Consider the following 22153-nt stretch of genomic DNA (forward strand, 5'->3'; position numbering starts at 1 on the left):
TCAAGCCTCCTTTACAGCAACAGTGGCTGGTGAGCGAACCGTTTTAAATAGATTGAATGCCATTAACAACAAGCCAAGTACAAATAACGCACCACCGAAGAAACGTAAAAATAGCCAAGGTGCTTTAAAGTCCATCGCTTCAACAAAGCTATACATCAGCGATCCATTGTCGCTTTGCGCTAACCACATATACCCTTCGCCGATCCCTGCTACCCAAAGTGCGATGGCATATATCGCCACACCAGCATGGGCTAACCAGAAGTGCCATTTTAGTAGCCTATTCGACCACAGTGCTTCCTTGCCCCACAGCCTTGGAATGAAATAGTAGAAAACGGCAATGCCCGACATCCCCACCCAGCCTAACGCGCCGGAATGCACGTGCCCGATGATCCATTCTGTATTATGCGCCACCATATTGAACCAACGAATCGCGAGCAAAGGTCCTTCAAAGGTAGCGAGGCAGTAGTAGAGAATGGCGGAAAAGAAAAACAACATGATATAATCTGATTTCAATTTCTTCTTATTTTGCAGTAATGTCATCGCACTGTTGAACGCGCCACCCCATGATGGCAACCAAAGAATTAGCGACATGACAATACCGATATTTTGTACCCATACCGCGACCGAAGAGTAGATAAGGTGGTGCGTTCCTGCCCAAGTATAAAAGCCCACCAGCCCCCAGAAGTGAATGATCGACAATCGATAGGAATAAATGGGTCTTTCCGATACCTTAGGTATGAAATAATAGTTCATACCAATAACGCCCGCGGTTAGCAAAAAGCCGACGGCATTATGCCCCCACCACCACTGCACTATCGCGTCTTGAGCCCCAGCAAACACAGAATAGGACTTCATAAACGACGCGGGCATCGCTAAGTTGTTCACCACAAAAATCATTGCAACCACAATAATAAATGCCGCAAAGAACCAATTGGCAACAAAGATATGCTGTACTTTCCGTTGCCCGATAGTCCCGAAGAACAAGACGGCATAAAGTACCCATACCAATACGATAAGTAGGTCAATCGGCCATTCTAGTTCAGCGTACTCTTTTGATGTGGTATACCCCAAAGGGAGTGTCAGCACAGCGAGCAGCAAAACTAATTGCCAGCCCCAAAAGACCATCCAAGCGAGGCTTTTGTTAAAGAGGTTACATTGCCCTGTGCGTTGCGCGATATAGAGCGATGTTCCCATCAAAATATTCACCACAAAGCCGTAAATAACGCCGGATGTGTGTAAAGGGCGCAATCGACCAAACTGGATATATTGTGAGTCGAAGTTCAGTACTGGCCAATATAACTGAGCCGCCAATACCACTCCTATAAACATTCCAACGATAGCCCAAACTAGCGAGGCGATAATGAAGTACTTGACGACCTTAATGTTGAATTGCGCGGACGTATCTTCCATGTGACGGCCCCTTATTCAGCTGTGCCAGAAACAGGCAGGTTTTCATCGGTACCTGAATCACTCGCCTTAACTGCATTACCTGCATTACCTGCATTACCTGCAATGTCACTACTGGAACCAAGTTTCGAGTAGTAGTAAGCAATATCCGACATGTCCTTGTCTGAAAGTGCATCGGCTTGTTGTTGCATTAAAACTGCCAGTCCTGCCGAACGCTCTCTCGATTGGTAACTTTTAAGTGAAGTGATGAGATAGGCCATCTTTTGCCCTCTCAAATTTGGATAAGATTCAATACTGGATATACCATCAACACCATGACACGCCACACAGACTTTGGCTTTTTGCTCTCCAAGAGCGAACTTTTCATCAGCATTTGAGATGCTCGGAGCGAGAACGAGTATTGCGCTCGATACTAGCAACAGCTTATCGCCAATTTTTTTCGTAACCCAGTTTGTTCCCATGACACCATTCCTTGTTAGGTCCGTTTTTTTGCTTAGAACGCTGTATAACTGAAGCTACTGCGAAAAAATCTGCTCCAATTTTTCTGACAACATCCTCAGGTTTCAATGCAACATGTGAGCCGGTGCTAGCGCTATTCGGTGATCGCACTACAAGACTTCAAAGTCAGTTGTACGCGTCAAAACACGCGGATGGACAAAAAGTAACTGTGACTAAAACATAGGAGTGGGAGCGAGGTTTGGCAAATGAACAGACCATTTCAGCTAAGATGCTTATCATTACTCAAAAATCCGAGCTTATTTTTCAACTTAACATGCCATTTTGTCGCCAAGTAAGGTATAACGATGCGATGAAAATACCTAAACGAATACAGCCCTTGGTTGACGATGGTCTCGTCGACGAGGTGACAAGCCAACTCATGAGTGGCAAAGAAGCGTCCGTGTACATCGTGCGCTGTGGCGAAACCATCCGTTGTGCGAAAGTGTACAAGGAAGCGAGTCAGCGTAGCTTTAAAAAAGCGTCCGCTTATCGTGAAGGTCGTAAAGTGCGTAATAGCCGTCGAGCGCGCGCTATGGAGAAAGGTTCAGGTTTTGGCCGTGAGCAACAGGAAAAAGTTTGGCAAAACGCGGAAGTAGATGCGTTATACAAACTCGCCGAAGCCGGCGTTCGCGTACCTTCTCCTTATGGTTGCTTTGATGGGGTCCTGCTCATGGAGCTGATCACCGATGATGAAGGCTATGTTGCTCCTCGACTCAACGACGTAACAATGTCTGCAGAACAAGCCATTGAAGACCACGATGTGATGATGGGTTATATCGTCAAAATGCTATGCGTTGGGCTTATTCACGGCGATTTATCTGAATTCAATGTGCTAGTTGATGAATATGGTCCGGTAATTATTGACTTACCACAAGCGGTAGACGCATCGGCCAACAACAATGCAGAATGGATGTTAACGCGTGATGTCAACAATATTCGTGATTATTACAGCCAGTTCGCCCCAGAGTTATCCAAAACAGAGTACGCAAAAGAAATGTGGGCGCTGTACGAAAAAGGCGAGTTGACACCGGAAATTGAACTCACTGGCAAAGTGCAAGAGAATACTGTTGAAGCTGATTTGGCAGCCATCATGCAAGAAATCGATGCTGCGCGTAGCGAAGAGCGTTTTCGACAAGAGCGCCTGAAAGAAGCGAAAGAGGGCATTGACGAAAGTAAGTTTAACTGGAGTGATAGCTAATACGCGTTTAGCCTTAGCCTTAGCCTTAGCCTTAGCCTTAGCCTTAGCATGATAAAACATCGATAACAGACTAAAAAGTGACAGGTGTCGCCGACACTTGTCACTTATTAGAGCCAACTAATCTGCGCGATTACTTCTCTTTAAACGTAACCTGGTATTCTCCAAGGCCTTCATATTTAATCAGCGTTGGCTTTTCGAAATCAACCTCTACCACTCCGCAGTACGATCCGGTAATGAGCGCCTCACCCGCTAAGAAGTCCGTGCCACGACGTGTCATGAAGTTAATTAGCCAATAAATCGGAGAAGTCGGTAACGAATTAGGGTGTACGCCCGCAAACGTTTGTTCTTGCTCGCCTTGTGTAATTGATACACCAACATTCTCGGCCAAGAACGCTTTGTCTCGGTCTATCTCAGGACCAATAAATAGCCCTTGATTGACTAACCCATCCGCCAGCACTTCATAAAACTCTGCGCCACTATCATTAGCAAAACGTGACTGAATAAGCTCCAACGCCATATGGCAAGATCCAATAGCATCGTTAATTTGCTCTTCACTGTATCCTTCAGGATTCGCTGGCAGTGACTTTGATAAAACAAAAGCAATTTCTGGCTCAAGTCGCGCTTTATCATTATCGGCAAAAAGCTCGCAACGTTCACCATTCTGAACACTAGCAGCAAAGATAGGCGCGACAATATATTTGTCTTCTGCCAAGGGTTGCAAACACTTCCAACCACCGACTTTGTCAGTATGCAGGTCGATCATTGACGATTGGATTTGCAACGCGTCTTCCAACGTTTTAGGACGCAACGCCTCCGTCATTCTTGGCGCTTTTTCGCCTGAAGCTCGGTTATTTAACAGCTCTTTAGCCGCTTGATTATAATTGGTCATATTGTATTACCTATGCTTATTTTTATCGATTATATCCGAATCTAGATTGGATGAAAATGAGATAAATCATAGATATAATTCAATACGTCACGATAACTGCCGCCTTAAAAAGACCGTTAAGGCGTAGCTTCTTACCTATACTGGCGACAAGGAGCGAAAAAAACCGCGCTCAAAGGCGCGGAAACTTAGGCAGTTTACAAAGTGAACGTTTCACTATACGGACGGCTTCTTTGCGTGAAGCTCTTTACTGCTGGGCTTTTAGCTTCAAGCGCATTGCATGCAATACAGGCTCGGTGTACCCACTTGGCTGCGCGCAACCTTCAAACACCAACTCACACGCCGCAGAAAAAGCGATGCTTTCTTTAAAGTTCGGCGCCATATTTTGATAACTTGGATCATTGGCATTTTGCTCATCGACCACTGCGGCCATGCGCTGCATGGTTTCCATAACTTGCGCTTTTCCACAAATACCATGTCGTAGCCAATTAGCGATATGCTGGCTAGAAATTCGCAATGTTGCTCTATCTTCCATCAAACCTACATTGTTAATATCCGGCACTTTTGAGCACCCCACCCCTTGGTCGATCCAACGCACTACATATCCAAGGATCCCTTGCGTATTGTTATCTAATTCATTTTGAATGTCTTGCGCCGTCAACTTTTGCGCGCCCAACAAAGGAATCGTCAAAATATCATCGACATTTGCTCTAACCCGTTCACGAAGCTCTTTTTGGCGACTTGGTACACTCACCTTGTGATAGTGAAGGGCGTGTAACGTCGCAGCAGTAGGGGATGGCACCCATGCGGTATTTGCCCCTGCCTGAGGGTGGCCAATTTTAGCGTCCATCATTTTTGCCATATTGTCTGGCTCAGGCCACATGCCTTTACCAATCTGAGCTTTACCTTGCAAACCACAGGCTAAGCCCAAATCCACATTCTGATCTTCATAAGCACCGATCCAGGTCATTGATTTAAGCTGAACTTTAGGTGCAAACGGGCCCGCTTCCATACTGGTATGAATCTCATCACCGGTACGATCTAAAAAGCCGGTATTAATAAAGACCACACGCTCTTTTGCTGCTCGAATGCACTCTTTAAGGTTGACCGAAGTACGACGCTCTTCATCCATAATCCCCACTTTAATGGTATTACGTTCAAGCCCTAACGCGTCTTCAATACGACCAAACAGTTCATTGGTAAACGCCACTTCTTCAGGGCCATGCATCTTAGGCTTCACTATATTGATGCTGTTTGCCGTCGAGTTTTGATACGCGCTGTTGCCTTTAAGATCATGCATCGCAATCAACGACGTAATCATGCCATCCATAATACCTTCGGGCACTTCGTTCCCATCCGCATCAATGATCGCCGGGTTTGTCATGAGATGACCAACATTACGGATAAACAGCATACTGCGACCTTTAAGCGAGATTTCCCCACCAGTCACGCTAGTGTAATGGCGGTCAGCATTGAGTCGACGCACCATAGTTTTACCGTTTTTCTCCAGTGATTCTTGTAAGTCACCCTTCATTAGACCGAGCCAGTTTTGGTACGCCAAGGCTTTATCTTCACCATCAACAGCAGCAACGGAATCTTCACAGTCCATGATCGTGGTTAACGCCGCTTCCACCACCACGTCCTTAATACCCGCTGCATCGACACTGCCTATTGGGGCAGTCGGATCAATCTGAATTTCAACATGTAGATTATTGTGCTTTAGAAGAATACAAGAAGGCGTACTCGCCTCCCCTTGGTAACCGATAAATTGTGTGCCGTCCATTAACGTCACTTCTTCACCATTACCCAACGTTGCGGTCAGCGTATTACCAATGCTCACGTCTGAAATACTGTATTTCGTCACATCTTTATGAGATACGCCGTTTAGAGGTGCCGCTTCATCAAGAAATTCTCGTGCGTAGGCCACCACCTTCGCCCCACGAACTGGATTAAAGCTGCCGCCTTTCTCTGCACCATCTTCTTCACTTATGACATCCGTGCCATATAGCGCATCGTACAAACTTCCCCAGCGGGCATTGGCAGCATTCAGAGCAAAGCGAGCATTCATAATCGGCACAACCAGTTGCGGTCCTGCCTGAGTCGCAATTTCAGGTTCTACATTCGCAGTGTCGACTTGAAAGTCGTCGCCTTCGGCAACCAAATAGCCTATTTGTTGCAAGAATGCTTTATATTCTGCCGCATCAAGGGCATGACCGGCACGCTCTTGATGCCACACATCTATCTGATGTTGAAGATCGTCACGCTTAATAAGTAACGCCTTATTCTTTGGCGCCAAATCATTAAGAATCGTTTCAAACGACTGCCAAAATTCATCGGCATTAATCCCTGTACCTGGGATAGCTTGTTCATTTACTAATGCGTAGAGGGAGCTATCAATGCTCAAGCTTCCCTGTTGAATACGATTGCTCATAGGATCTCTCTCGAATTTACCGATTACGTATAAGAAAACTCTACGTAATGGGTGATAATTTAGCTAATTTATGCCAGTTATAGTGAACATTCACATAATAAATACCCAATGAAGGGGACTATTCCGTAACGCCACTCTCTATTTCATTCGCGACACTTTTGATCAATCGCCGCATCCATTGGTGATCAGGATTACTCTGCAGTAAAGGGCTCCATGCCATCTTGACTTCAAATGGCTCAATGGCAAAAGGGGCTGGTTTAATCATGAGTTTCGGATTATTTCGCTGTGACTGTGCCGCTTTACTTGGGATAGTAAGAATGAGGTTTTTCTGTTGAGCAAACAACACTGCTGAAAGGTAATGGCGGGTAAATACCGTGATATTCCGCGTCTTACCAATCCGCATTAATGCTTCATCGATCCAGCCTAGTTTTTGCGCCTCGCTGGGGTTAATGCCTACCCCTGTTCCCATTCCGGTTTTACTCACCCAAATGTGCTGGGCCTTTAAATAAGAGAAAATATCGAAGTTTTCAGCAATAGGGTTATCTCGGCTAAACAAACATGAGAAACCGTCATGCCATAAGCTCATTTGGTGGAACGACTGAGGGATGTCATCAAATCGGTTGATGATAATGTCCACCGTCCCCTGCTCAACATCTTGATAACTGACATCACTGGGGGTCATGATATCGAGGCGAATTTTCGGAGCAATTTCACTTAACTTTGCCAATAGTGGCTGAATGAGTGTCGATTCAGCGTAATCACTGGCCATGATCCTAAATACACGCTCACTGTCTTCCGCGCTAAATTCGGTGGTGGGTTGCAGTGCCTTCTCAACGTTAGCCAGTACATTTCTAATCACAGGCTGCAACTTCTGAGCCCGCTCTGTCGGAATCATGCCTTCGCTCGTTCTTACCAATAAAGGGTCTTCAAATAAATCTCTCAATCGACGCAGTCCATTACTCATTGCCGGTTGAGTGATCCCCAACTGATTCGCTGCTCGAGTCACGTTTCGCTCTCTGAGCAGGGTATCTAAATACACAAGTAAATTAAGGTCTATACGAGCAATATTCATAAAATAAATACCGAATATAATAACTATAAATTAACAAAATTATCACATACTCGCTTACGCTTTGTCCATGGTTAAGATTTAGCCCAGGCCGGTTTGGCCACATATCCAACTGAAACTAAGGAAGAGTTATGTCGCAAATCACACAAGATATCGAAATGATCGAAGTTGCTAAACGCACTGCTGGTGCTCCGTGGGATGCTATTAATCCAGAATCTGCGGCTCGTATGCGTGCTCAAAATAAATTCAAGACAGGTCTAGATGTCGCACAATATACGGCAGATATTATGCGTGCTGATATGGCGGCTTATGACGCAGATAGCTCTCAGTACACACAATCACTAGGTTGCTGGCATGGTTTCATTGGTCAACAAAAAATGATTTCTATTAAGAAGCATTTTGGTGGCAAAACCGACCGTCGTTACCTTTACCTTTCTGGTTGGATGGTGGCGGCACTTCGCTCAGACTTTGGCCCTCTTCCAGATCAATCTATGCATGAGAAAACATCAGTTGCCGGTCTTGTTGAAGAGCTATATACCTTCTTACGCCAAGCGGATGCCCGTGAACTAGGTGGCCTATTCCGCGCCCTAGACGATGCTCGTGAAGCTGGCGACGTAAATGCCCAAGATGCGATTCAAGACCAAATTGATAATCATGTAACACACGTTGTACCCATCATTGCCGATATTGATGCCGGCTTTGGTAACGCAGAAGCGACCTACCTCATGGCAAAACAAATGATTGAAGCAGGCGCGTGTTGTCTACAAATTGAAAACCAAGTTGCTGATGAAAAGCAATGTGGTCACCAAGACGGTAAAGTAACGGTGCCTCACGCCGATTTCCACGCTAAGCTACGAGCTCTGCGTTATGCCTTCCTTGAACTGGGTATCGACAACGGCATCATTGTTGCGCGTACCGATTCACAAGGCGCTGGTCTGACGAAAGAAATCGCAGTAGTAAAAGAGCCGGGTGACCAAGGTGACGTATACAACTCTTACCTAGACGTAGAAGAAATCGATGTAGCAGACATGGCAGAAGGTGACGTTTGCTTTAACCGCGATGGTAAGCTAGTTCGTCCTAAGCGTTTACCGTCTGGTTTGTACCAATTCCGTCAAGGTACGGGTGAAGACCGCTGTGTATTTGACTGTATCGAAGCGATTAACGCCGGTGCCGATCTACTTTGGATTGAAACTGAAAAACCACACATCGGTCAAATCAAAGAGATGATGGATGGCGTTCGTGCGGTTCACCCTGATGCAAAACTGGTTTACAACAACTCTCCATCGTTTAACTGGACACTTAACTTCCGCCAACAAGCCTATGATGCAATGGTTGAAGCAGGTGAAGATGTTTCTGCCTATGACCGTGCAAGCTTGATGAGCGCAGAATACGATGACACTGAATTGTCTACTCGTGCAGATGACCGCATCCGCACCTTCCAAGCCGACTCTTCACGTGAAGCAGGGATTTTCCATCACCTAATCACACTACCAACGTACCACACTGCGGCATTGTCTACGGATAATCTAGCTAAAGAGTACTTTGGTGACCAAGGTATGCTGGGTTACGTAGCAAACGTACAACGTAAGGAAATCCGCCAAGGCATCGCTTGTGTAAAACATCAAAACATGTCTGGTTCAGACATTGGTGATGACCACAAAGAATACTTTGCTGGCGAAAACGCACTAAAAGCTGGTGGTGCTCTGAACACTTCAAACCAATTTAACTAATCCATGAAGTCACGAGCCGATAATTCACTCGTGAGTCGATGAGTAAAATGGGTTGAAGTAATGAGAGAAAAGCGGCTTTCGGGTCGCTTTTTTATCTCTAAGACTTTGTTAAAGTAGAGAATACGACGACTACACTTAAAATTCATTGTTTGTTGAGAATGCCTATGACTGATACGCCTTTATATCTTCAAGATACACCACAATTACTGTCTGACGATGGTTTTGCTACCAGTGACATTTGGTATCACGGTACGTCTTCAGCACTGCTCGCATCCATCCAAGGTCAGGGGCTGAAACGTTCTGGTGACAAGGCGCTAAATGAAGCGGCTAAAAATACCATGGCGACTATTGGCAATAACTATACGGAATCCGTAGAGCCTGTGTTTTTAACGCAGAGTAAGGAACTGGCTTATTATTGGGCTACGCAAACCGTACGAGAGCGAAGTGCACGATTTGAAGGCTCTGAGCAGCCTATTGTACTTTCGGTAACCTTATCAGAGAAACAAAATGCCAACGTCAAGCCAGACGTGGGCGCCATGAGCCTCTTACTCATGGACAGTGGCGAGCAATTTATGGCGCACTTAGCAAGTCTCTATGAGAAAAATGGACTGGCTGTCCCGAATATCGATTTACGAAATGCCGATCGTATGGCTTTTGTTAAGCAGCTTGGTATGGCTTACATCAACCAAGATATTAGCTTGGCGTGTGTGACGCTACTAACACAACCTATTGCTCAAACCTCAACGTAACATGGGTTACTCAGTCCCTGCATCTCATCAAGTAGCTATGTCAACATACCTAGCTGCTTGATGCCTAGCTGCTTAATGCCTAGCCGCTTGATACAACGCTACTTCATTCCTTCGCTTTCACTGAACCACAAAATCGATAGATCTTCGACACCGATACTAAGAGAACATAGCCCATCCGACTAACGACGACACTTGTATTACTATCCATTCCGATGTACAAATTCACTAAGGAATATTACTTTGGTGCATGTCTATGGTTACATTAGAGCAACAGCTGTCTCGGTTAGATCTCAACTTGTTAGTTTCACTGAGCGTATTGCTTAAAGAAAAAAACGTAACCCGAGCAGCACAGACCTTATACCTTTCCCAGCCAGCAATGAGCCGCACCTTAAGTCGCTTACGAGACTTATTTGATGATCCTCTTTTTTATCGGGAATCTAATGGGCTAGTGCCCACACAAAAAGCATTAGAGTTAGAAGTACCACTCGCGGAGTTATTACGAGCTACCCAATCGCTGGTGGCAAAATCAGCCTTCGCACCAGAGAAGTGCGAGCAAACTTTTGTTGTTTCTGTTCCACCGTTAATGAGCAGTTTTCTCTCTGCCCCTCTTACTGCTGCCCTGATTAAACAAGCACCACGCGCAAGTCTGGTTGAATTCCCTATCACAGTCAGTCCGGTGCAACAATTAGCGTCGCGCGATGTCGATTTTTCAATACATATCAATGCACCCGCCGATAGCATAGAATTCCCATTTAATAAGATAGGCACGACTTACCCTGTTTTTTATGTTGCAAAAAATCACCCGCTTGCTCAAGCCGATTCGGTCACACTTGAAGATTGTTTACGCTATCGATTTGTCGACATGAGTTTAGACATTCGCTCCGCTATTGGCATCAGTAACCCCGTTGATGTTCATCTTGCTAAACAAGGCATTGCGCGTGATATTGTCTTTAAAAGTGCGCAACTCTTTACCCTTGTCGAACTGATGCAGCATACTGAGACCATTATGGTTGCTTCACACAGACTCACAGATTTAAGCCACATTGGTGAGCAACTTGTGCCAGTACTGTTGCTAAATAATGAACCCGAACTCGCCGTTGATCTTTACCTCATCGAACACAAAAGAACCGCAACAAGTGCGGCTCATCAATGGTTAAAGCAATTAATTATCTCTACGGTTGAAGACGCTGTCCTTCCCCCCGCCATTGACTAACGACTGTTCGTCACTCACAACCTCATGGCAAAGCTCAGGTGGTCAACTCCCCGTCACCTGAGATCAATTTAAAGCGACATAATGCTTATCAAGCATACAGTTACGTAAAACCGTCTTATACGACGTGTCGGCTGCTTCTTGGTTAGCCTTACTCTCTTGGCGAGCCGAGAGTCTGCCGCCCACAACCCCAATAGCGGCCCCAGTTTTCGCAGCATCAGTGCCACTATTACCACTAACCGACCCAACTACCGCACCCGCTGCCGCGCCTTTCGCCGCGCCTCTGGCACCCGAACCGCGTGTTTGTGTTTCCGGCTGAGTACTGACTTGGGACGCAATAGACACGCATTCATTGAGTTCAGCTTGAGCCACATCCTGAGTCACGTTGTCATAGTCAAAAGCTAAATTACTATGGGGATCCACTAACGCCCCCCCATTTGAATAGGATGCCGTAGACCAAAGCATCATTGCCGTGACGAATAGGGATTGATATCGCAAGTTGTACCACCTCATAGTTACATTATGGGCGCTCAATCATTCATTGAGCTAAGCCCTACCGATGAGGAAAACATACGTTAATGTGACCATGGTGACGAATCGTAATAATGCATAACACTTATGCGTGTCGGTTATACCAAGGGTATGCCGCTATGCCGCCGTGCGGAATACGCCATTCCTCGCATTGTTGTTCTTTCAGCCCTTTCTAACCTCATAATTATTAGATGATATACGCCTAGCGCATGATTGGGATTAATTAATATCATTTCAAATAATAATCAGTCCCGGTTAATGTCACTCATAGATGACAAGCAACGTACTTATTAAAAGCAATAAGTGATTAGGATTACACGTGAAGTTCACGTCAACGGATTTGCTGGATTCATCGGACTCATGAGTAAAGGGATTCCTTTTACTTCAAGTAAGCCAAACACTGAGAGAACCACTATGAACACTGCCAATATCGCTACGTTAACCCTAATCACCAGTGCCTTTATTACAAGCTCGGTCATGGCCGCCGACGCTATTCAGACAACCAACGCGCAAACCATCAATATCACTGAGCAAAACTTTACCCATGCCGAAACCGCACGTAACTACCGTAACTGGGCAAGTAAAGGTGCAACTCATGAATTTGTTAAAATGCAAGGGTTGCCTCCGCGCGGTCAAGCGGCGCCTACAGTGCAGATGAATGATGACACACTATATGGCGTCGCCATTGTCAAAGCGATTGATGGCTTTGTGACCTTCTCTATTCCTAAAACGAACAACTACATGGCTGTTCAGATCGTTACAGAACGTGGACATGGACAACATTATATCGTAGAGGATGGGCACTACACGGTAAGTGTGGAATCTGAATACGCATTCGTACTATACCGCTCAGGAACAGAGAACGGCATTGCCGAAGCAAAAGCGGAGCTTGATAAAGTTGATACGTCGGACTTCAATTTCGCAACAGACTATCAGGTTCAACCCTATAACTACGACGATGTGGAAGTTTGGGTCAAAAAGTACACTCAGGAAGTGAACAACATGCAAAATTTCACTTACACGTTCCCAAGAACCAGTGACAAAGTCACCGATCTTCATCAATGGAATCTAGAAAATGCCGCTGGCTGGGGTGGCGCAAGCCCAGAAGCCTTTGTGGGCAACAAATATTCCAACAGTCCAAAAATGCAAGCGAATGTCTGCTATACGGCAACATTTTCAGATCCAAAAAACCAATTTTTCACCTCAATCACTGCCTATGATGCTGATAAATACTTGATCGAAGGCGTGAGTCATGTGAGTTCAAATACATGGCAGAAGAACACTGACGACTCTGTCACGGTGTCTTTCAACTGCGGCGATTCCGCTAAAAATAATATTGATACGAAAGGTAAAGACTTTACCTTTACCTCACGTCATTATGGTGTAAACCCTACCGTCATGGCAGCGAAACAAGACCCTATCATTTCAGCGCTCGAAGCATCCGCTGTTGTTGCTCAATAACGCTAAGCATTATTGAGCACTTAATTGCTTCATTCGGCGCTTGGACATCAACTCATCGTGAGCAGAGCACATCGCCTGCTCACGACGACCCCATACTTGCCATAACTCAGTATTAATCCAACTCTGCCAGCGTAATAATTAACACGTCGACACCTCTTGCCTTTTTATAGGAAAAATACACACTTACTAACAAAACCACCCTACTAGACGACAATAATCTAAACAAACAACCCCAAATCAACCGACATTATTAGTACAATGGTTTTCTACCCTCGTAACCATTTAGGACTGTCTATGACCGCAAAATATAATGCCAGCCAATTTGTTTCCATTATTTCTGTCGTTTTAGTGCTTGGTTTAGCCATTTATCTAGGCAACCTTGTAAAATCGGTTGATACCATCGAAGAAAAGCTCAGCCATCAAGCACAACAAATCGAAAGAGCGGCGATTGCTCCCACGAGTCATGGTAAAAAAGGGGCTTATGTTCCGGTTTACTCTCACATTTATGCCGATGGTGGTAAAGCCGTCTTATTGGAATCTACGCTCGTGATTCGCAATACTGATCCAGAAAATACCATTAATATTCATAGCATTGATTACTACGATACCAATGGTGAGCGTGTTAAGCAGTTTGTTTCTGAAGGGTACGAGCTCAACGCCATGTCGAGCGCCGAGTACTTAGTTGAAAAGCGCGAAGTCAGCGGCGGCGCTGGTGCTAACTTCTACATTCAGTGGTCTAACCCAAATAGCGCTTCTGCCCCCATTTTCGAAGCCGTCATGATAGGTGCAAGTGAAAGCAACAATATTTCATTCACTAGCCGCGGCGTGAATTAACGTGCAGCAAGCATTGCAGTCGCCCTTATCATCATCGTTCAAAAGGCTCGTGCTCAATTAGCCCAAGCATCATGAACCGGTCAGCAGCATCTAAAAAGTGCACCGCTGACCGGATACCTTTGAAGCTATCAGTGACCATTCGTAACGGTCATCTGTGTCTAAGCGATCAAAATCTGCTGTAACTGCTGCAATGAGTTCACTTCATAGTGAGGCTCAATACCCTGTGGCTTTTCTTGACCTTGCGTATTTAACCAGCACGTTTCAATACCAAAATTGAGCCCACCTAGCACGTCTGAGTGAGGGTTATCCCCCACCATTAACACGCGAGTCTTGCATGGATTCCCCATCAACGTCATGGCGTGAGAGAATATGCCTTCATCTGGCTTGGCGATCCCCACTTCTTCAGAGATCACCACATGATCGAAATAATGCGACATATCCGTACGCGCCAATCGAATCGCCTGAAGTTCAGTAAAGCCATTCGTAATGATACCGAGCTTCGCTTTACCAGATAACGCATCCATCAGTTCGCGGGCACCAGGCAACAGCGTACAGATGTCCGCCATTGCATCTAAAAAGGCGCTATTCAAAGCAAGCGGTGTCGTATCAAGTTTCTTTGCCCAGCCTTCAAAGCGGATCTGTTTCAACTGCGCAGCGGTGATTTTCCCATCTTGGTAGTCAATCCAAAGCGGCTTGTTCACCAACTGATATTGAGCGTAATCATCATGAGTGAAGTCAACACCAAGCCTTTCAAACATCAACCTCATCCCTGCAAATGCATCGAAGTTAAAAATGGTTTCATCGGCGTCAAACAAAATCCAATCGTATTTCATCAAGCGTGTTCCTTGGGTAGTAACCGGAGGCAATATGTGCAACGGATTTTGCTACAAATGGAAGATTTGTCAATCGACGATTACTATTCTTTCCCTACAACAATCACCGCAAATTAACGCTCATAATATTCCGATAAAAGACGCTCACTGAATAGCCACTGACTTGATAGAGTAGATCACATGACACAGCACAAACAATATCAACATCATTTATAATACAATTAAAAAAAATTCAAATGACAATTGTAATGACTATGACATCAATTCTATGCTTTGGGGACTCCAATACTTGGGGTTGCTCGCCTGATTTACCCCGCAGGTATAATACTGAAGAGCGTTGGACTATGCTGCTTCAGAAAAAGCTACCTACTGGGTATAGGGTAATTGAAGAAGGCTTAAACAGTCGAACTACCGTGTTAGATGACCCTTATGAAGCCGGGAAAAATGGACTCGATTACCTTTTTCCATGTATTGAAAGCCACCATCCAGATCTTGTCGTGCTGATGCTCGGGACAAATGATCTAAAGTCTCGCTTCAATTTGACTGCCAGTGATATTTCCAAAGGTGCAGCACGACTTGTTCAATTGGTGCAAAAATATCAACACGGTTTCATGGCGAAACCACCTGAAGTGTTGCTGATATCTCCCACCCATGTCCTTGAAGTCAATCCGCTTAAAGAGGGGTTTGCAAACGCTGAACCTAAATCAAAAGAGCTTGGTTACTATTTTAAGCTTCGTTCTGAAGAGCTTGGCTGCCATTTCTTCGATGCGGCAACGGAGATTCAACCTTGCCCAAAAGAGGGTATTCATTGGCAAGTGGATCAACATGAAATATTTGCAGATATACTTGCTAAGCGAATTCCTACCATAATGGAAACCACTTCTTAAGCCAGTTCCACTTTTATTCAGGCTATAACAATCAAAAAGGGGCAACAATTTTATATACACAAATTGTTCAACCCTCCCATTATTCCTTCTTTTCCAATCTTTCATGAAGTGCCTAAAAATGGCGATAGAATTTATAGGCTCAGAATGACTAGCGATGACCGCGCTGAGAAGCCTCTGGACATTTCCGTTTTAGCGAAAATGCTAATTTAGCAAAGCATGAATTATTGATAGTATAGCAAAAGTCGCTTACGTGAGTGTCCAGCATCACTGGAGCAGATCACATTTGGTTAGACCTACTTCGCTAGACACTACACGGGTTAGAAAATGTAGGTTAAATGGCTAGCCTTGAAGTGTGACAGACAAGCGTCCCGAATTGGAATGGGACAAAGCTTGTCAATGAATTTGCTAAATTAGAATCTCACGCATAATTTTAGCTATTGAAAGCTTCAATTCTAGTGGCCAGAATCACTCAGCCACTACATTAAAACGGTTATTACTGCTGAATAATTTTACTTCGTGGAGATGTATATTCGAAAGAATACTGCTTCAAACTAAATCGATTAATGGCAAAGTCAAAGATAGTACCATCTTCAAGTACACCAATCGTTTCTACACACAATGTTGGAGTACCGTTTTTCAGCTTCAAAGGCTTTGAATCCTCTGCAGATATACCTTCTGCGTACACTTTTTCTCGGCTGTGTTTGATTTTATGACCAAGTTTATGCTCGACATATTGGTATTTCGAGTTTTGAATCGTTTCTACAGACAAGTCTGGGAACAACGCAAAAGGCATATAGCTGTGCTCTAACACCTCAGGCACATCATTAATCATTCGAACACGCTTAATGAAGTAGACTTGATCGCCTGCCACGACATCCAGTTTTTGCGCCACATATTCGTCAGCTTCTTGAAGTTGAAATGAGAGTATACGGGTTGACGCCTTACCGCCCTGTTGCTCAACTTCTTCCGTAAAGCCAGAGTGACTTAACGCATCATGTTGAGTCTTAGCCGATTTGATGTACGTACCATCGCCACGCACTCGATGCACAAGATCTTTTTCGACCAGCATCTTCATCGCATTTCTAATGGTTGCTCGGCTTACGCCAAACTCTTTTTGCAGTTCTTGTTCGGTAGGTAATAAAGAATCTCGAGGATAAGTTTTATCGGCAATTCTTTGTTCTAGTACTTCCGAAACTCTCATGTAGAGGTGTTTACTCATTATGTCGCCTCGTTGAATTTTCCCTCCCCAAATAATACATTAATGGTACTTTTAATTCAACAAATAGTACTTATAGCCGTTACCAATCTACAAAAGCATACATTTGTGTGATCTATGGTTGTTTTTTAAACTTAAAAACACAAATGTACTTTAAATGTACTTAACCAGGGGATACATTTAACACACTTAATCGACATCCAATAGGTTCAGAAATGAAGAAACAAAACCTTACAATCGTAGGCGCTGGCAGCACATACACTATCGGTATGATCATGAGTTTGATCGCTGAAAAAGAGACATTTCCGCTGAGAAAGATCACTTTTTATGATACTGACGCTGAACGCCAAGCACTGAATGCCGAAGCGACAAAGATCCTATTAAAAGAACATTACCCAGAAGTAGAAGAGTTTCACTACACCACAAACAAAGAAGAAGCATTCAAAGATAGCGACTTTTTCTTCATCCAAATCCGTAGCGGCGGCTTGCAAATGCGTGAGCGTGATGAGCAAATCCCTCTTGCGCACGGTTGTGTTGGCCAAGAGACCTGTGGTCCAGGTGGCATGGCTTATGGTCTTCGCTCAATCGGTGACATGATTGAAATCATCAACGATATCCGAAAACAGTGTCCAGACGCTTGGATCCTGAACTACACAAACCCTGCAGCGATCGTAGCAGAGGCTCTCAATCGTGAATTCCCGACAGATAAAAAGATCCTCAATATCTGTGATATGCCTGCGGCTATTATGGTCAGCTATGCTCAAATCCTTGGCTGCGAGATCTGGGATCTAGTCCCTGAGTACTTCGGACTCAACCATTACGGCTGGTTTACCGGCATTAAAAACCGACAGGGTGAAGATCTTACAAACCGTATTAAGGACGTGATTCTTAATGAGGGTATCAAAGCGGTAGATTCTGAAATCGTCAATGACCCATCATGGCAAGCAACGTTTAAGAACATGCAAACGATGCTTCGTGACAACCCAGGGTACCTACCAAACACCTACCTACAGTACTATCTGTACCCTGAAAAGATGGCCGCGAAAGAGGACATCAACAATACGCGTGCACGCCAGGTCATTAATGGGCGAGAAAAACGTGTCTTTGACCTTTGCCAGCGCGTCATTTCCGCCAACAGCACGGCTCAAGAAGAGCTACACGCTGATATTCATGGTCGTTACATGGTTCGAGTCGCAGCATCTCTTGCTTACAATTTGTGCGAAACCTACCTAGTCATTGTTCCAAATAACGGAGCTATCTCAAATATTCAAGAAGACGCGATGGTTGAAGTCCCAAGCTTGCTAACGAGCAGTGGGCCGAAAGCTCTAAGCGTCGGTAAGATACCAACATTCCAAAAAGCCATGATTGAAAGCCAACTCGGCTACGAAAAGCTCGTGGTTGACGCTTGGTATGAAGGTAGCAAGCAAAAACTCATCAACGCCCTCACTTTAAACCGCACTGTGGTCAATGTACCCAAGGCGAAAGCGATCGTTGAAGAAATTCTTGAAGAAAACAGAAGTTATTTACCTCAGTTTAATAAATAAGTAACAAGGATAATAAAATGAATACCTCTGCCCTACGATACAATGCCAAGGAGGCGACACAAAAGTTCTCCAGAGCAGCGATACAGGTTATTCTTTTTATTGCCGTAATGGGTACAGCGATGGCTGTTGCGGCAATTATGAGAATGGAGTTTATGCCTAGCTTCATTATTTCTATCGGCGACATGATTATGTCAATGATGTTTGGGATGCTTGGCAATCTTCCAATTATATTTTGTATGGGTTTGGCTGCAGCACTTGCACAAAAGAAAAAGGTCGATGCTGCTATAACCGCGCTTATATCATTCCTATTCTTTTTGGTTGCCAACAATACTTATCTGACTAATAACAATATGTTAGCAGAAGAAGGTATCGCTGGTTTATACGGTACTGGTCAAGCAATGGTACTCGGTTTCCAAGTTGTCGACATGGGCGTTATTCTCGGCATGCTAATGGGGATCTTAGTCGGTTGGTTGCATAATAAATACCAAGGCTTGACGTTTGGTGCGTATTTTAGAATCTATGAAGGCTCTCGCTTTGTATTTATTCTAATGATTCCAATTACCGCTGTACTTGCTATCTCTGCATGTTACTTCTGGCCACCAATGAACAATATGATCAACAACTTAGCTTCGTTGATTGAGACTTCAGGTGTGTTCGGAATCTTTAACTACACCGCATGGAACTTCTGGCTAATCCCAACAGGTCTACATCACCCGTTATGGATGTCCTTCTTCTACACACCTTTAGGCGGTACTGCAGAGGTTGGCGGCGAAGTGATTCATGGTGCGCAAACCATCTTCCTTGCTGAGATGTCGCATATAAATGAGATCACAGAGCTAGATCCATCGATTAAGTATGTGAGCTTCGGTCTGACTAAAGTGTTTGGTTCTTTAGCTATCGCAGCTGCTTTTATCCGCACTGCATCCAAAGAGAAGAAAGCCTACGCTAAGAGCATCATTATTCCGAGCTTAGCGGTAGCGGTAGGTACGGGTATTCTTGAGCCATTACACTTCCTATACATCTTCATTGCACCATCAATCTGGTTTATCTATGGACTTGTTGGCGGTATTGCAGACAGTATTACCTACATGCTTGGCGTTAGCACTTATATGCCAAACGGTATTATTGACCTGATTATTACCAATATTGCGATGCCGTTAAGTTTAACGAAGGCTCATTTCACTGTATTGATCGGTATTTTAATGATGCCACTATGGTATTTGCCAACGGTATGGATCATTAAAAAGAGAAATATCGACATATTCCAAGACCAAGAAGTCTCCAATGAGGACGTAATTAAAAGTGCCGTCAGTGACAATTCAGATGTGAAACACTTTATTTCTGGCTTAGGTGGACAAGAAAATATCGAAACCGTTGGTAACTGTTTTACTCGATTACGTGTTCAAGTTAAAAACCCACAGTTAATTAATAAGTTAGAGATAGAGAAAGGTAAACAAACTGGCGTCGTTGTTAATGGCAATAATGTTCAAATTATCATTGGCATGCACGTAGAAACCTATAAAGAGAAAATGTGTGACGCATTAGGTTTAGAAGCCTAGACCATCCAAATTTCAGGGAGGAGGCCCTCCTCCCTTATAAAATTTAAATTTTTTGAGGTAAGTTATGAGAGATACATATAACGTAAAGCTTGTTGGCTTAAAAGACGTACAACTATTAAATGAACAACTTGATGACTCGAATCTAAAATCCAATGAAGCCATCATTAAAAATGAGATGTCACTAATTAGTGCTGGTACCGAGCTATCTCGCGTTTATGGTATTAAAAAAGGTGTCGAGTACCCTCTCTACACCGGGTATATTTCCGTCGGCGAAGTCGTTGAAAAAGGCGATGACTTATCTGGCATCGAAGTGGGTGACCGAGTAATGTTCAACGGCCCGCACAAACAGTTCCAACGTTTCGAGCACAATGGACGCAATCTAGAACTTATCCTCAAAGTCGATCCAGAGCTGACTTTAGAGCAAGCGGCTCTGGTCTACCTAGCCTCTATCTCGATGAATGGTGTCGCTATCGCTGACATCAAACTTGGTGACACAGCGGCCGTATTTGGCCTCGGCACCATCGGTCTTATCACCGCGAAGCTTCTGCAACTTGCGGGAGCAAAAGTCATTGCCATTGACCCTGTTGCTTCTCGTACCGAAGACGCAAAAAAAATCGGCATTCAGCACGTTGTTAGCTGTGCACCAGAGCATCAAGAGTCTGAAGTTATGGCGTTAACAAATGGTCGCGGCGTTGATATTGCCATCGATGTCGCAGGCGTATCGCCTGCTATCGAAACAGCGGTAAACTGTGCTGCATTCAATGGTCAGGTGATTTTGAGCGGCTCTCCACGTGCCGAGCATCAAGGTAATGTTACCGCCATTCTTAATCGCATTCATATGCGCATGCTGACCGTTAAGGGTGCATACAATGGTTTGTATCCATTTTACGAGCAAGAAGGCTCACGCATGTGTGTAGAGCGCAATATGCAGTACATCGTCGATTGTCTGAAAGATGGTCGTTTGAAAGCAGAAGACTACATCAGTCATATCCTGTCTCCTCGTGATGCAATGCAAGGCTATCAAGGCTTGATGGAAGATCGTGATAACTACAAGTGCGTCGCATTCGACTGGACTCAGCTGTAAAAGGAGATCAATAATGAAACTTGGAATCGTGGGTGCAGGCGGTATCGTAAAAGTCTGCTTAGAAGCACTTCTGAAGATTGATGAAATTACTGTGTCTGCGATATGTGTTCTTGAAAAAGAACGCCAGATTGCAGAAGAGCTCGCTGAGAAATACGCTATTGAAACGGTATACACCGATTACGATGACTTCTTGGCTGACGAATCAATCGATGCTGTGTATGTTGGTATCATCAATAGCCTGCATTATGCGTTCACCAAAAAAGCGCTTGAAGCAAACAAGAACGTTATCTGTGAGAAGCCTTTTACATCGTTAGCGAGTGAAAGTAGAGAGTTGGCAACTATGGCAGTGGAAAAGCGCTTGTACCTGTTTGAAGCCATCACACTGCTGCACTTTAGAAACTACCGATATATTCAAGAAAAGATCGGTGAGCTTGGTGATATTAAACTGGTGCAGTGTAATTTCTCCCAGTTCTCGAGTCGCTACCCTCAGTACAAAGGCGGCGATGTTCTTCCTGCTTTTAGTCCTGAGCTATCAGGTGGTGCCCTGTACGATTTAAATGTCTACAACATTCATTTTGTGATGGGGCTGTTTGGTACGCCAAGCGATGTGCACTACCTAGCGAATCAAGGGCACAACGGCATCGATACATCGGGCATCTGCACCCTTCAATACCCAAGTTTCATCGCATCATGTGCAGCAGCAAAAGACTCAACCAGCCCAAACTTTGCCATTATACAAGGTGAGAAAGGCTACATTAAGGTTGAAGGAGCGACAAACTTCTGTCCAAGCGTAACATTTGTGTGTGGCGAGCATACCGAAACGTTTGATGAAGCGGATCATGAAAATCATATGGTCGAAGAGTTCCAAAGCTTCGAGCGTTTGTTCCGAGAACAAGATCTTGAGCAATGCTATCAACACCTAAACCATTCGGTCTCTGTGATGAACGTTATCGAGCAAGCACGACTAAGTGCTGGGATTGCCTTCTCTTGTGATAACAACGTATAACTGCTTCTACTCCCGAACAG

19 protein-coding genes are annotated in these 22153 nt (G+C 44.5%); 11 read left to right on the top strand and 8 right to left on the bottom strand.

The features are described 5' to 3' along the window. Complete coding sequence (gene ccoN / locus M9196_RS12965; RefSeq protein ID WP_250617949.1) at nucleotides 1–1410, bottom strand: cytochrome-c oxidase, cbb3-type subunit I; 1410 nt, start codon at nucleotides 1408–1410, stop codon at nucleotides 1–3. Nucleotides 1411–1421: 11 nt separating this feature from the next. After that, nucleotides 1422–1868, bottom strand: coding sequence for a c-type cytochrome (locus M9196_RS12970; protein ID WP_250617950.1), 447 nt, complete (start codon nucleotides 1866–1868; stop codon nucleotides 1422–1424). A 347-nt stretch (nucleotides 1869–2215) separates the two neighbouring features. On the opposite strand from M9196_RS12970, the gene M9196_RS12975 reads away from it, so the two are divergent. Further along, nucleotides 2216–3103, top strand: coding sequence for a PA4780 family RIO1-like protein kinase (locus M9196_RS12975; protein WP_250618102.1), 888 nt, complete (start codon nucleotides 2216–2218; stop codon nucleotides 3101–3103). A gap of 130 nt (nucleotides 3104–3233) precedes the next feature. Here the strand turns inward: M9196_RS12975 and M9196_RS12980 are convergent, their stop codons facing one another. From M9196_RS12980 to M9196_RS12990, 3 genes are all read right to left on the bottom strand, one after another. Continuing rightward, complete coding sequence (locus tag M9196_RS12980; protein WP_250617951.1) at nucleotides 3234–3992, bottom strand: hydratase; 759 nt, start codon at nucleotides 3990–3992, stop codon at nucleotides 3234–3236. A gap of 244 nt (nucleotides 3993–4236) precedes the next feature. After that, nucleotides 4237–6420: a malate synthase G gene (locus tag M9196_RS12985; RefSeq protein WP_250617952.1), complete on the bottom strand. Its 2184-nt coding sequence runs from the start codon at nucleotides 6418–6420 to the stop codon at nucleotides 4237–4239. Between the two features lie 118 nt (nucleotides 6421–6538). Then, nucleotides 6539–7492, bottom strand: coding sequence for a LysR family transcriptional regulator (locus M9196_RS12990; RefSeq protein WP_250617953.1), 954 nt, complete (start codon nucleotides 7490–7492; stop codon nucleotides 6539–6541). Nucleotides 7493–7620: 128 nt separating this feature from the next. On the opposite strand from M9196_RS12990, the gene M9196_RS12995 reads away from it, so the two are divergent. The 3 genes from M9196_RS12995 to M9196_RS13005 all read left to right on the top strand — a co-directional run bounded on the left by M9196_RS12995 (nucleotide 7621) and on the right by M9196_RS13005 (nucleotide 11181). Next, nucleotides 7621–9219 (top strand): isocitrate lyase, encoded by a 1599-nt coding sequence (locus tag M9196_RS12995; protein WP_250617954.1) that lies wholly within the window; start codon nucleotides 7621–7623, stop codon nucleotides 9217–9219. Nucleotides 9220–9383: 164 nt separating this feature from the next. Beyond that, complete coding sequence (locus M9196_RS13000) at nucleotides 9384–9968, top strand: hypothetical protein (protein WP_250617955.1); 585 nt, start codon at nucleotides 9384–9386, stop codon at nucleotides 9966–9968. 253 nt (nucleotides 9969–10221) lie between these two features. Continuing rightward, the gene (locus M9196_RS13005) at nucleotides 10222–11181 is read left to right on the top strand and encodes a LysR family transcriptional regulator (protein ID WP_250618103.1); all 960 of its coding nucleotides are present in this window, start codon (nucleotides 10222–10224) and stop codon (nucleotides 11179–11181) included. Nucleotides 11182–11244: 63 nt separating this feature from the next. On the opposite strand, the gene M9196_RS13010 is transcribed toward M9196_RS13005, so the two are convergent. Next, complete coding sequence (locus tag M9196_RS13010; protein WP_250617956.1) at nucleotides 11245–11676, bottom strand: hypothetical protein; 432 nt, start codon at nucleotides 11674–11676, stop codon at nucleotides 11245–11247. 447 nt (nucleotides 11677–12123) lie between these two features. Here M9196_RS13010 and M9196_RS13015 point away from each other — a divergent pair, with 447 nt between their 5' ends. Both M9196_RS13015 and M9196_RS13020 read left to right on the top strand, forming a co-directional pair. Then, nucleotides 12124–13170 (top strand): DUF1214 domain-containing protein, encoded by a 1047-nt coding sequence (locus M9196_RS13015; protein ID WP_250617957.1) that lies wholly within the window; start codon nucleotides 12124–12126, stop codon nucleotides 13168–13170. Nucleotides 13171–13464: 294 nt separating this feature from the next. Then, nucleotides 13465–14004: a DUF3124 domain-containing protein gene (locus tag M9196_RS13020; RefSeq protein WP_250617958.1), complete on the top strand. Its 540-nt coding sequence runs from the start codon at nucleotides 13465–13467 to the stop codon at nucleotides 14002–14004. Nucleotides 14005–14162: 158 nt separating this feature from the next. On the opposite strand, the gene yjjG is transcribed toward M9196_RS13020, so the two are convergent. Then, nucleotides 14163–14837 (bottom strand): pyrimidine 5'-nucleotidase, encoded by a 675-nt coding sequence (yjjG, locus tag M9196_RS13025; protein WP_250617959.1) that lies wholly within the window; start codon nucleotides 14835–14837, stop codon nucleotides 14163–14165. A 236-nt stretch (nucleotides 14838–15073) separates the two neighbouring features. Between yjjG and M9196_RS13030 the strand changes: the two genes are divergently transcribed. Continuing rightward, on the top strand, nucleotides 15074–15724 hold the full coding sequence (locus M9196_RS13030) for an SGNH/GDSL hydrolase family protein (protein ID WP_406707684.1): 651 nt from the start codon (nucleotides 15074–15076) through the stop codon (nucleotides 15722–15724). A gap of 493 nt (nucleotides 15725–16217) precedes the next feature. On the opposite strand, the gene M9196_RS13035 is transcribed toward M9196_RS13030, so the two are convergent. Continuing rightward, the gene (locus M9196_RS13035; protein ID WP_250617960.1) at nucleotides 16218–16943 is read right to left on the bottom strand and encodes a GntR family transcriptional regulator; all 726 of its coding nucleotides are present in this window, start codon (nucleotides 16941–16943) and stop codon (nucleotides 16218–16220) included. Nucleotides 16944–17155: 212 nt separating this feature from the next. On the opposite strand from M9196_RS13035, the gene M9196_RS13040 reads away from it, so the two are divergent. The 4 genes from M9196_RS13040 (at nucleotide 17156) to M9196_RS13055 (ending at nucleotide 22133) form a co-directional block, all read left to right on the top strand. Next, entirely contained in the window at nucleotides 17156–18484 is a 1329-nt protein-coding gene (locus M9196_RS13040; protein ID WP_250617961.1) for a 6-phospho-alpha-glucosidase, read from the top strand. 17 nt (nucleotides 18485–18501) lie between these two features. Further along, nucleotides 18502–20043, top strand: a complete 1542-nt coding sequence (locus M9196_RS13045; protein WP_250617962.1) for a PTS transporter subunit EIIC — start codon at nucleotides 18502–18504, stop codon at nucleotides 20041–20043. 64 nt (nucleotides 20044–20107) lie between these two features. Beyond that, a complete protein-coding gene (locus M9196_RS13050; RefSeq protein ID WP_250617963.1) occupies nucleotides 20108–21127 on the top strand; it encodes a zinc-dependent alcohol dehydrogenase in 1020 nt (339 codons plus the stop codon). Nucleotides 21128–21140: 13 nt separating this feature from the next. After that, entirely contained in the window at nucleotides 21141–22133 is a 993-nt protein-coding gene (locus M9196_RS13055) for a Gfo/Idh/MocA family protein (RefSeq protein WP_250617964.1), read from the top strand. Nucleotides 22134–22153 lie beyond the last annotated feature (20 nt).

Origin of the sequence: Vibrio methylphosphonaticus, from assembly GCF_023634655.1 — a bacterium.
In the GTDB taxonomy this organism is placed as follows: domain Bacteria; phylum Pseudomonadota; class Gammaproteobacteria; order Enterobacterales; family Vibrionaceae; genus Vibrio; species Vibrio methylphosphonaticus.

What these genes read in the sequence shown, in the direction of transcription:
- M9196_RS12980 (WP_250617951.1), bottom strand. Translation starts at nt 3,992, where the DNA reads ATGACCAATTATAATCAAGCGGCTAAAGAGCTGTTAAATAACCGAGCT.
- M9196_RS12975 (WP_250618102.1), top strand. Translation starts at nt 2,216, where the DNA reads ATGAAAATACCTAAACGAATACAGCCCTTGGTTGACGATGGTCTCGTC.
- M9196_RS13000 (WP_250617955.1), top strand. Translation starts at nt 9,384, where the DNA reads ATGACTGATACGCCTTTATATCTTCAAGATACACCACAATTACTGTCT.
- M9196_RS13045 (WP_250617962.1), top strand. Translation starts at nt 18,502, where the DNA reads ATGAATACCTCTGCCCTACGATACAATGCCAAGGAGGCGACACAAAAG.
- M9196_RS13020 (WP_250617958.1), top strand. Translation starts at nt 13,465, where the DNA reads ATGACCGCAAAATATAATGCCAGCCAATTTGTTTCCATTATTTCTGTC.
- M9196_RS13040 (WP_250617961.1), top strand. Translation starts at nt 17,156, where the DNA reads ATGAAGAAACAAAACCTTACAATCGTAGGCGCTGGCAGCACATACACT.
- M9196_RS13005 (WP_250618103.1), top strand. Translation starts at nt 10,222, where the DNA reads ATGGTTACATTAGAGCAACAGCTGTCTCGGTTAGATCTCAACTTGTTA.
- M9196_RS13055 (WP_250617964.1), top strand. Translation starts at nt 21,141, where the DNA reads ATGAAACTTGGAATCGTGGGTGCAGGCGGTATCGTAAAAGTCTGCTTA.
- M9196_RS13015 (WP_250617957.1), top strand. Translation starts at nt 12,124, where the DNA reads ATGAACACTGCCAATATCGCTACGTTAACCCTAATCACCAGTGCCTTT.
- M9196_RS13035 (WP_250617960.1), bottom strand. Translation starts at nt 16,943, where the DNA reads ATGAGTAAACACCTCTACATGAGAGTTTCGGAAGTACTAGAACAAAGA.
- M9196_RS13030 (WP_406707684.1), top strand. Translation starts at nt 15,074, where the DNA reads ATGACAATTGTAATGACTATGACATCAATTCTATGCTTTGGGGACTCC.
- M9196_RS12970 (WP_250617950.1), bottom strand. Translation starts at nt 1,868, where the DNA reads ATGGGAACAAACTGGGTTACGAAAAAAATTGGCGATAAGCTGTTGCTA.
- M9196_RS13050 (WP_250617963.1), top strand. Translation starts at nt 20,108, where the DNA reads ATGAGAGATACATATAACGTAAAGCTTGTTGGCTTAAAAGACGTACAA.
- ccoN (WP_250617949.1), bottom strand. Translation starts at nt 1,410, where the DNA reads ATGGAAGATACGTCCGCGCAATTCAACATTAAGGTCGTCAAGTACTTC.
- M9196_RS12990 (WP_250617953.1), bottom strand. Translation starts at nt 7,492, where the DNA reads ATGAATATTGCTCGTATAGACCTTAATTTACTTGTGTATTTAGATACC.
- yjjG (WP_250617959.1), bottom strand. Translation starts at nt 14,837, where the DNA reads ATGAAATACGATTGGATTTTGTTTGACGCCGATGAAACCATTTTTAAC.
- M9196_RS12985 (WP_250617952.1), bottom strand. Translation starts at nt 6,420, where the DNA reads ATGAGCAATCGTATTCAACAGGGAAGCTTGAGCATTGATAGCTCCCTC.
- M9196_RS12995 (WP_250617954.1), top strand. Translation starts at nt 7,621, where the DNA reads ATGTCGCAAATCACACAAGATATCGAAATGATCGAAGTTGCTAAACGC.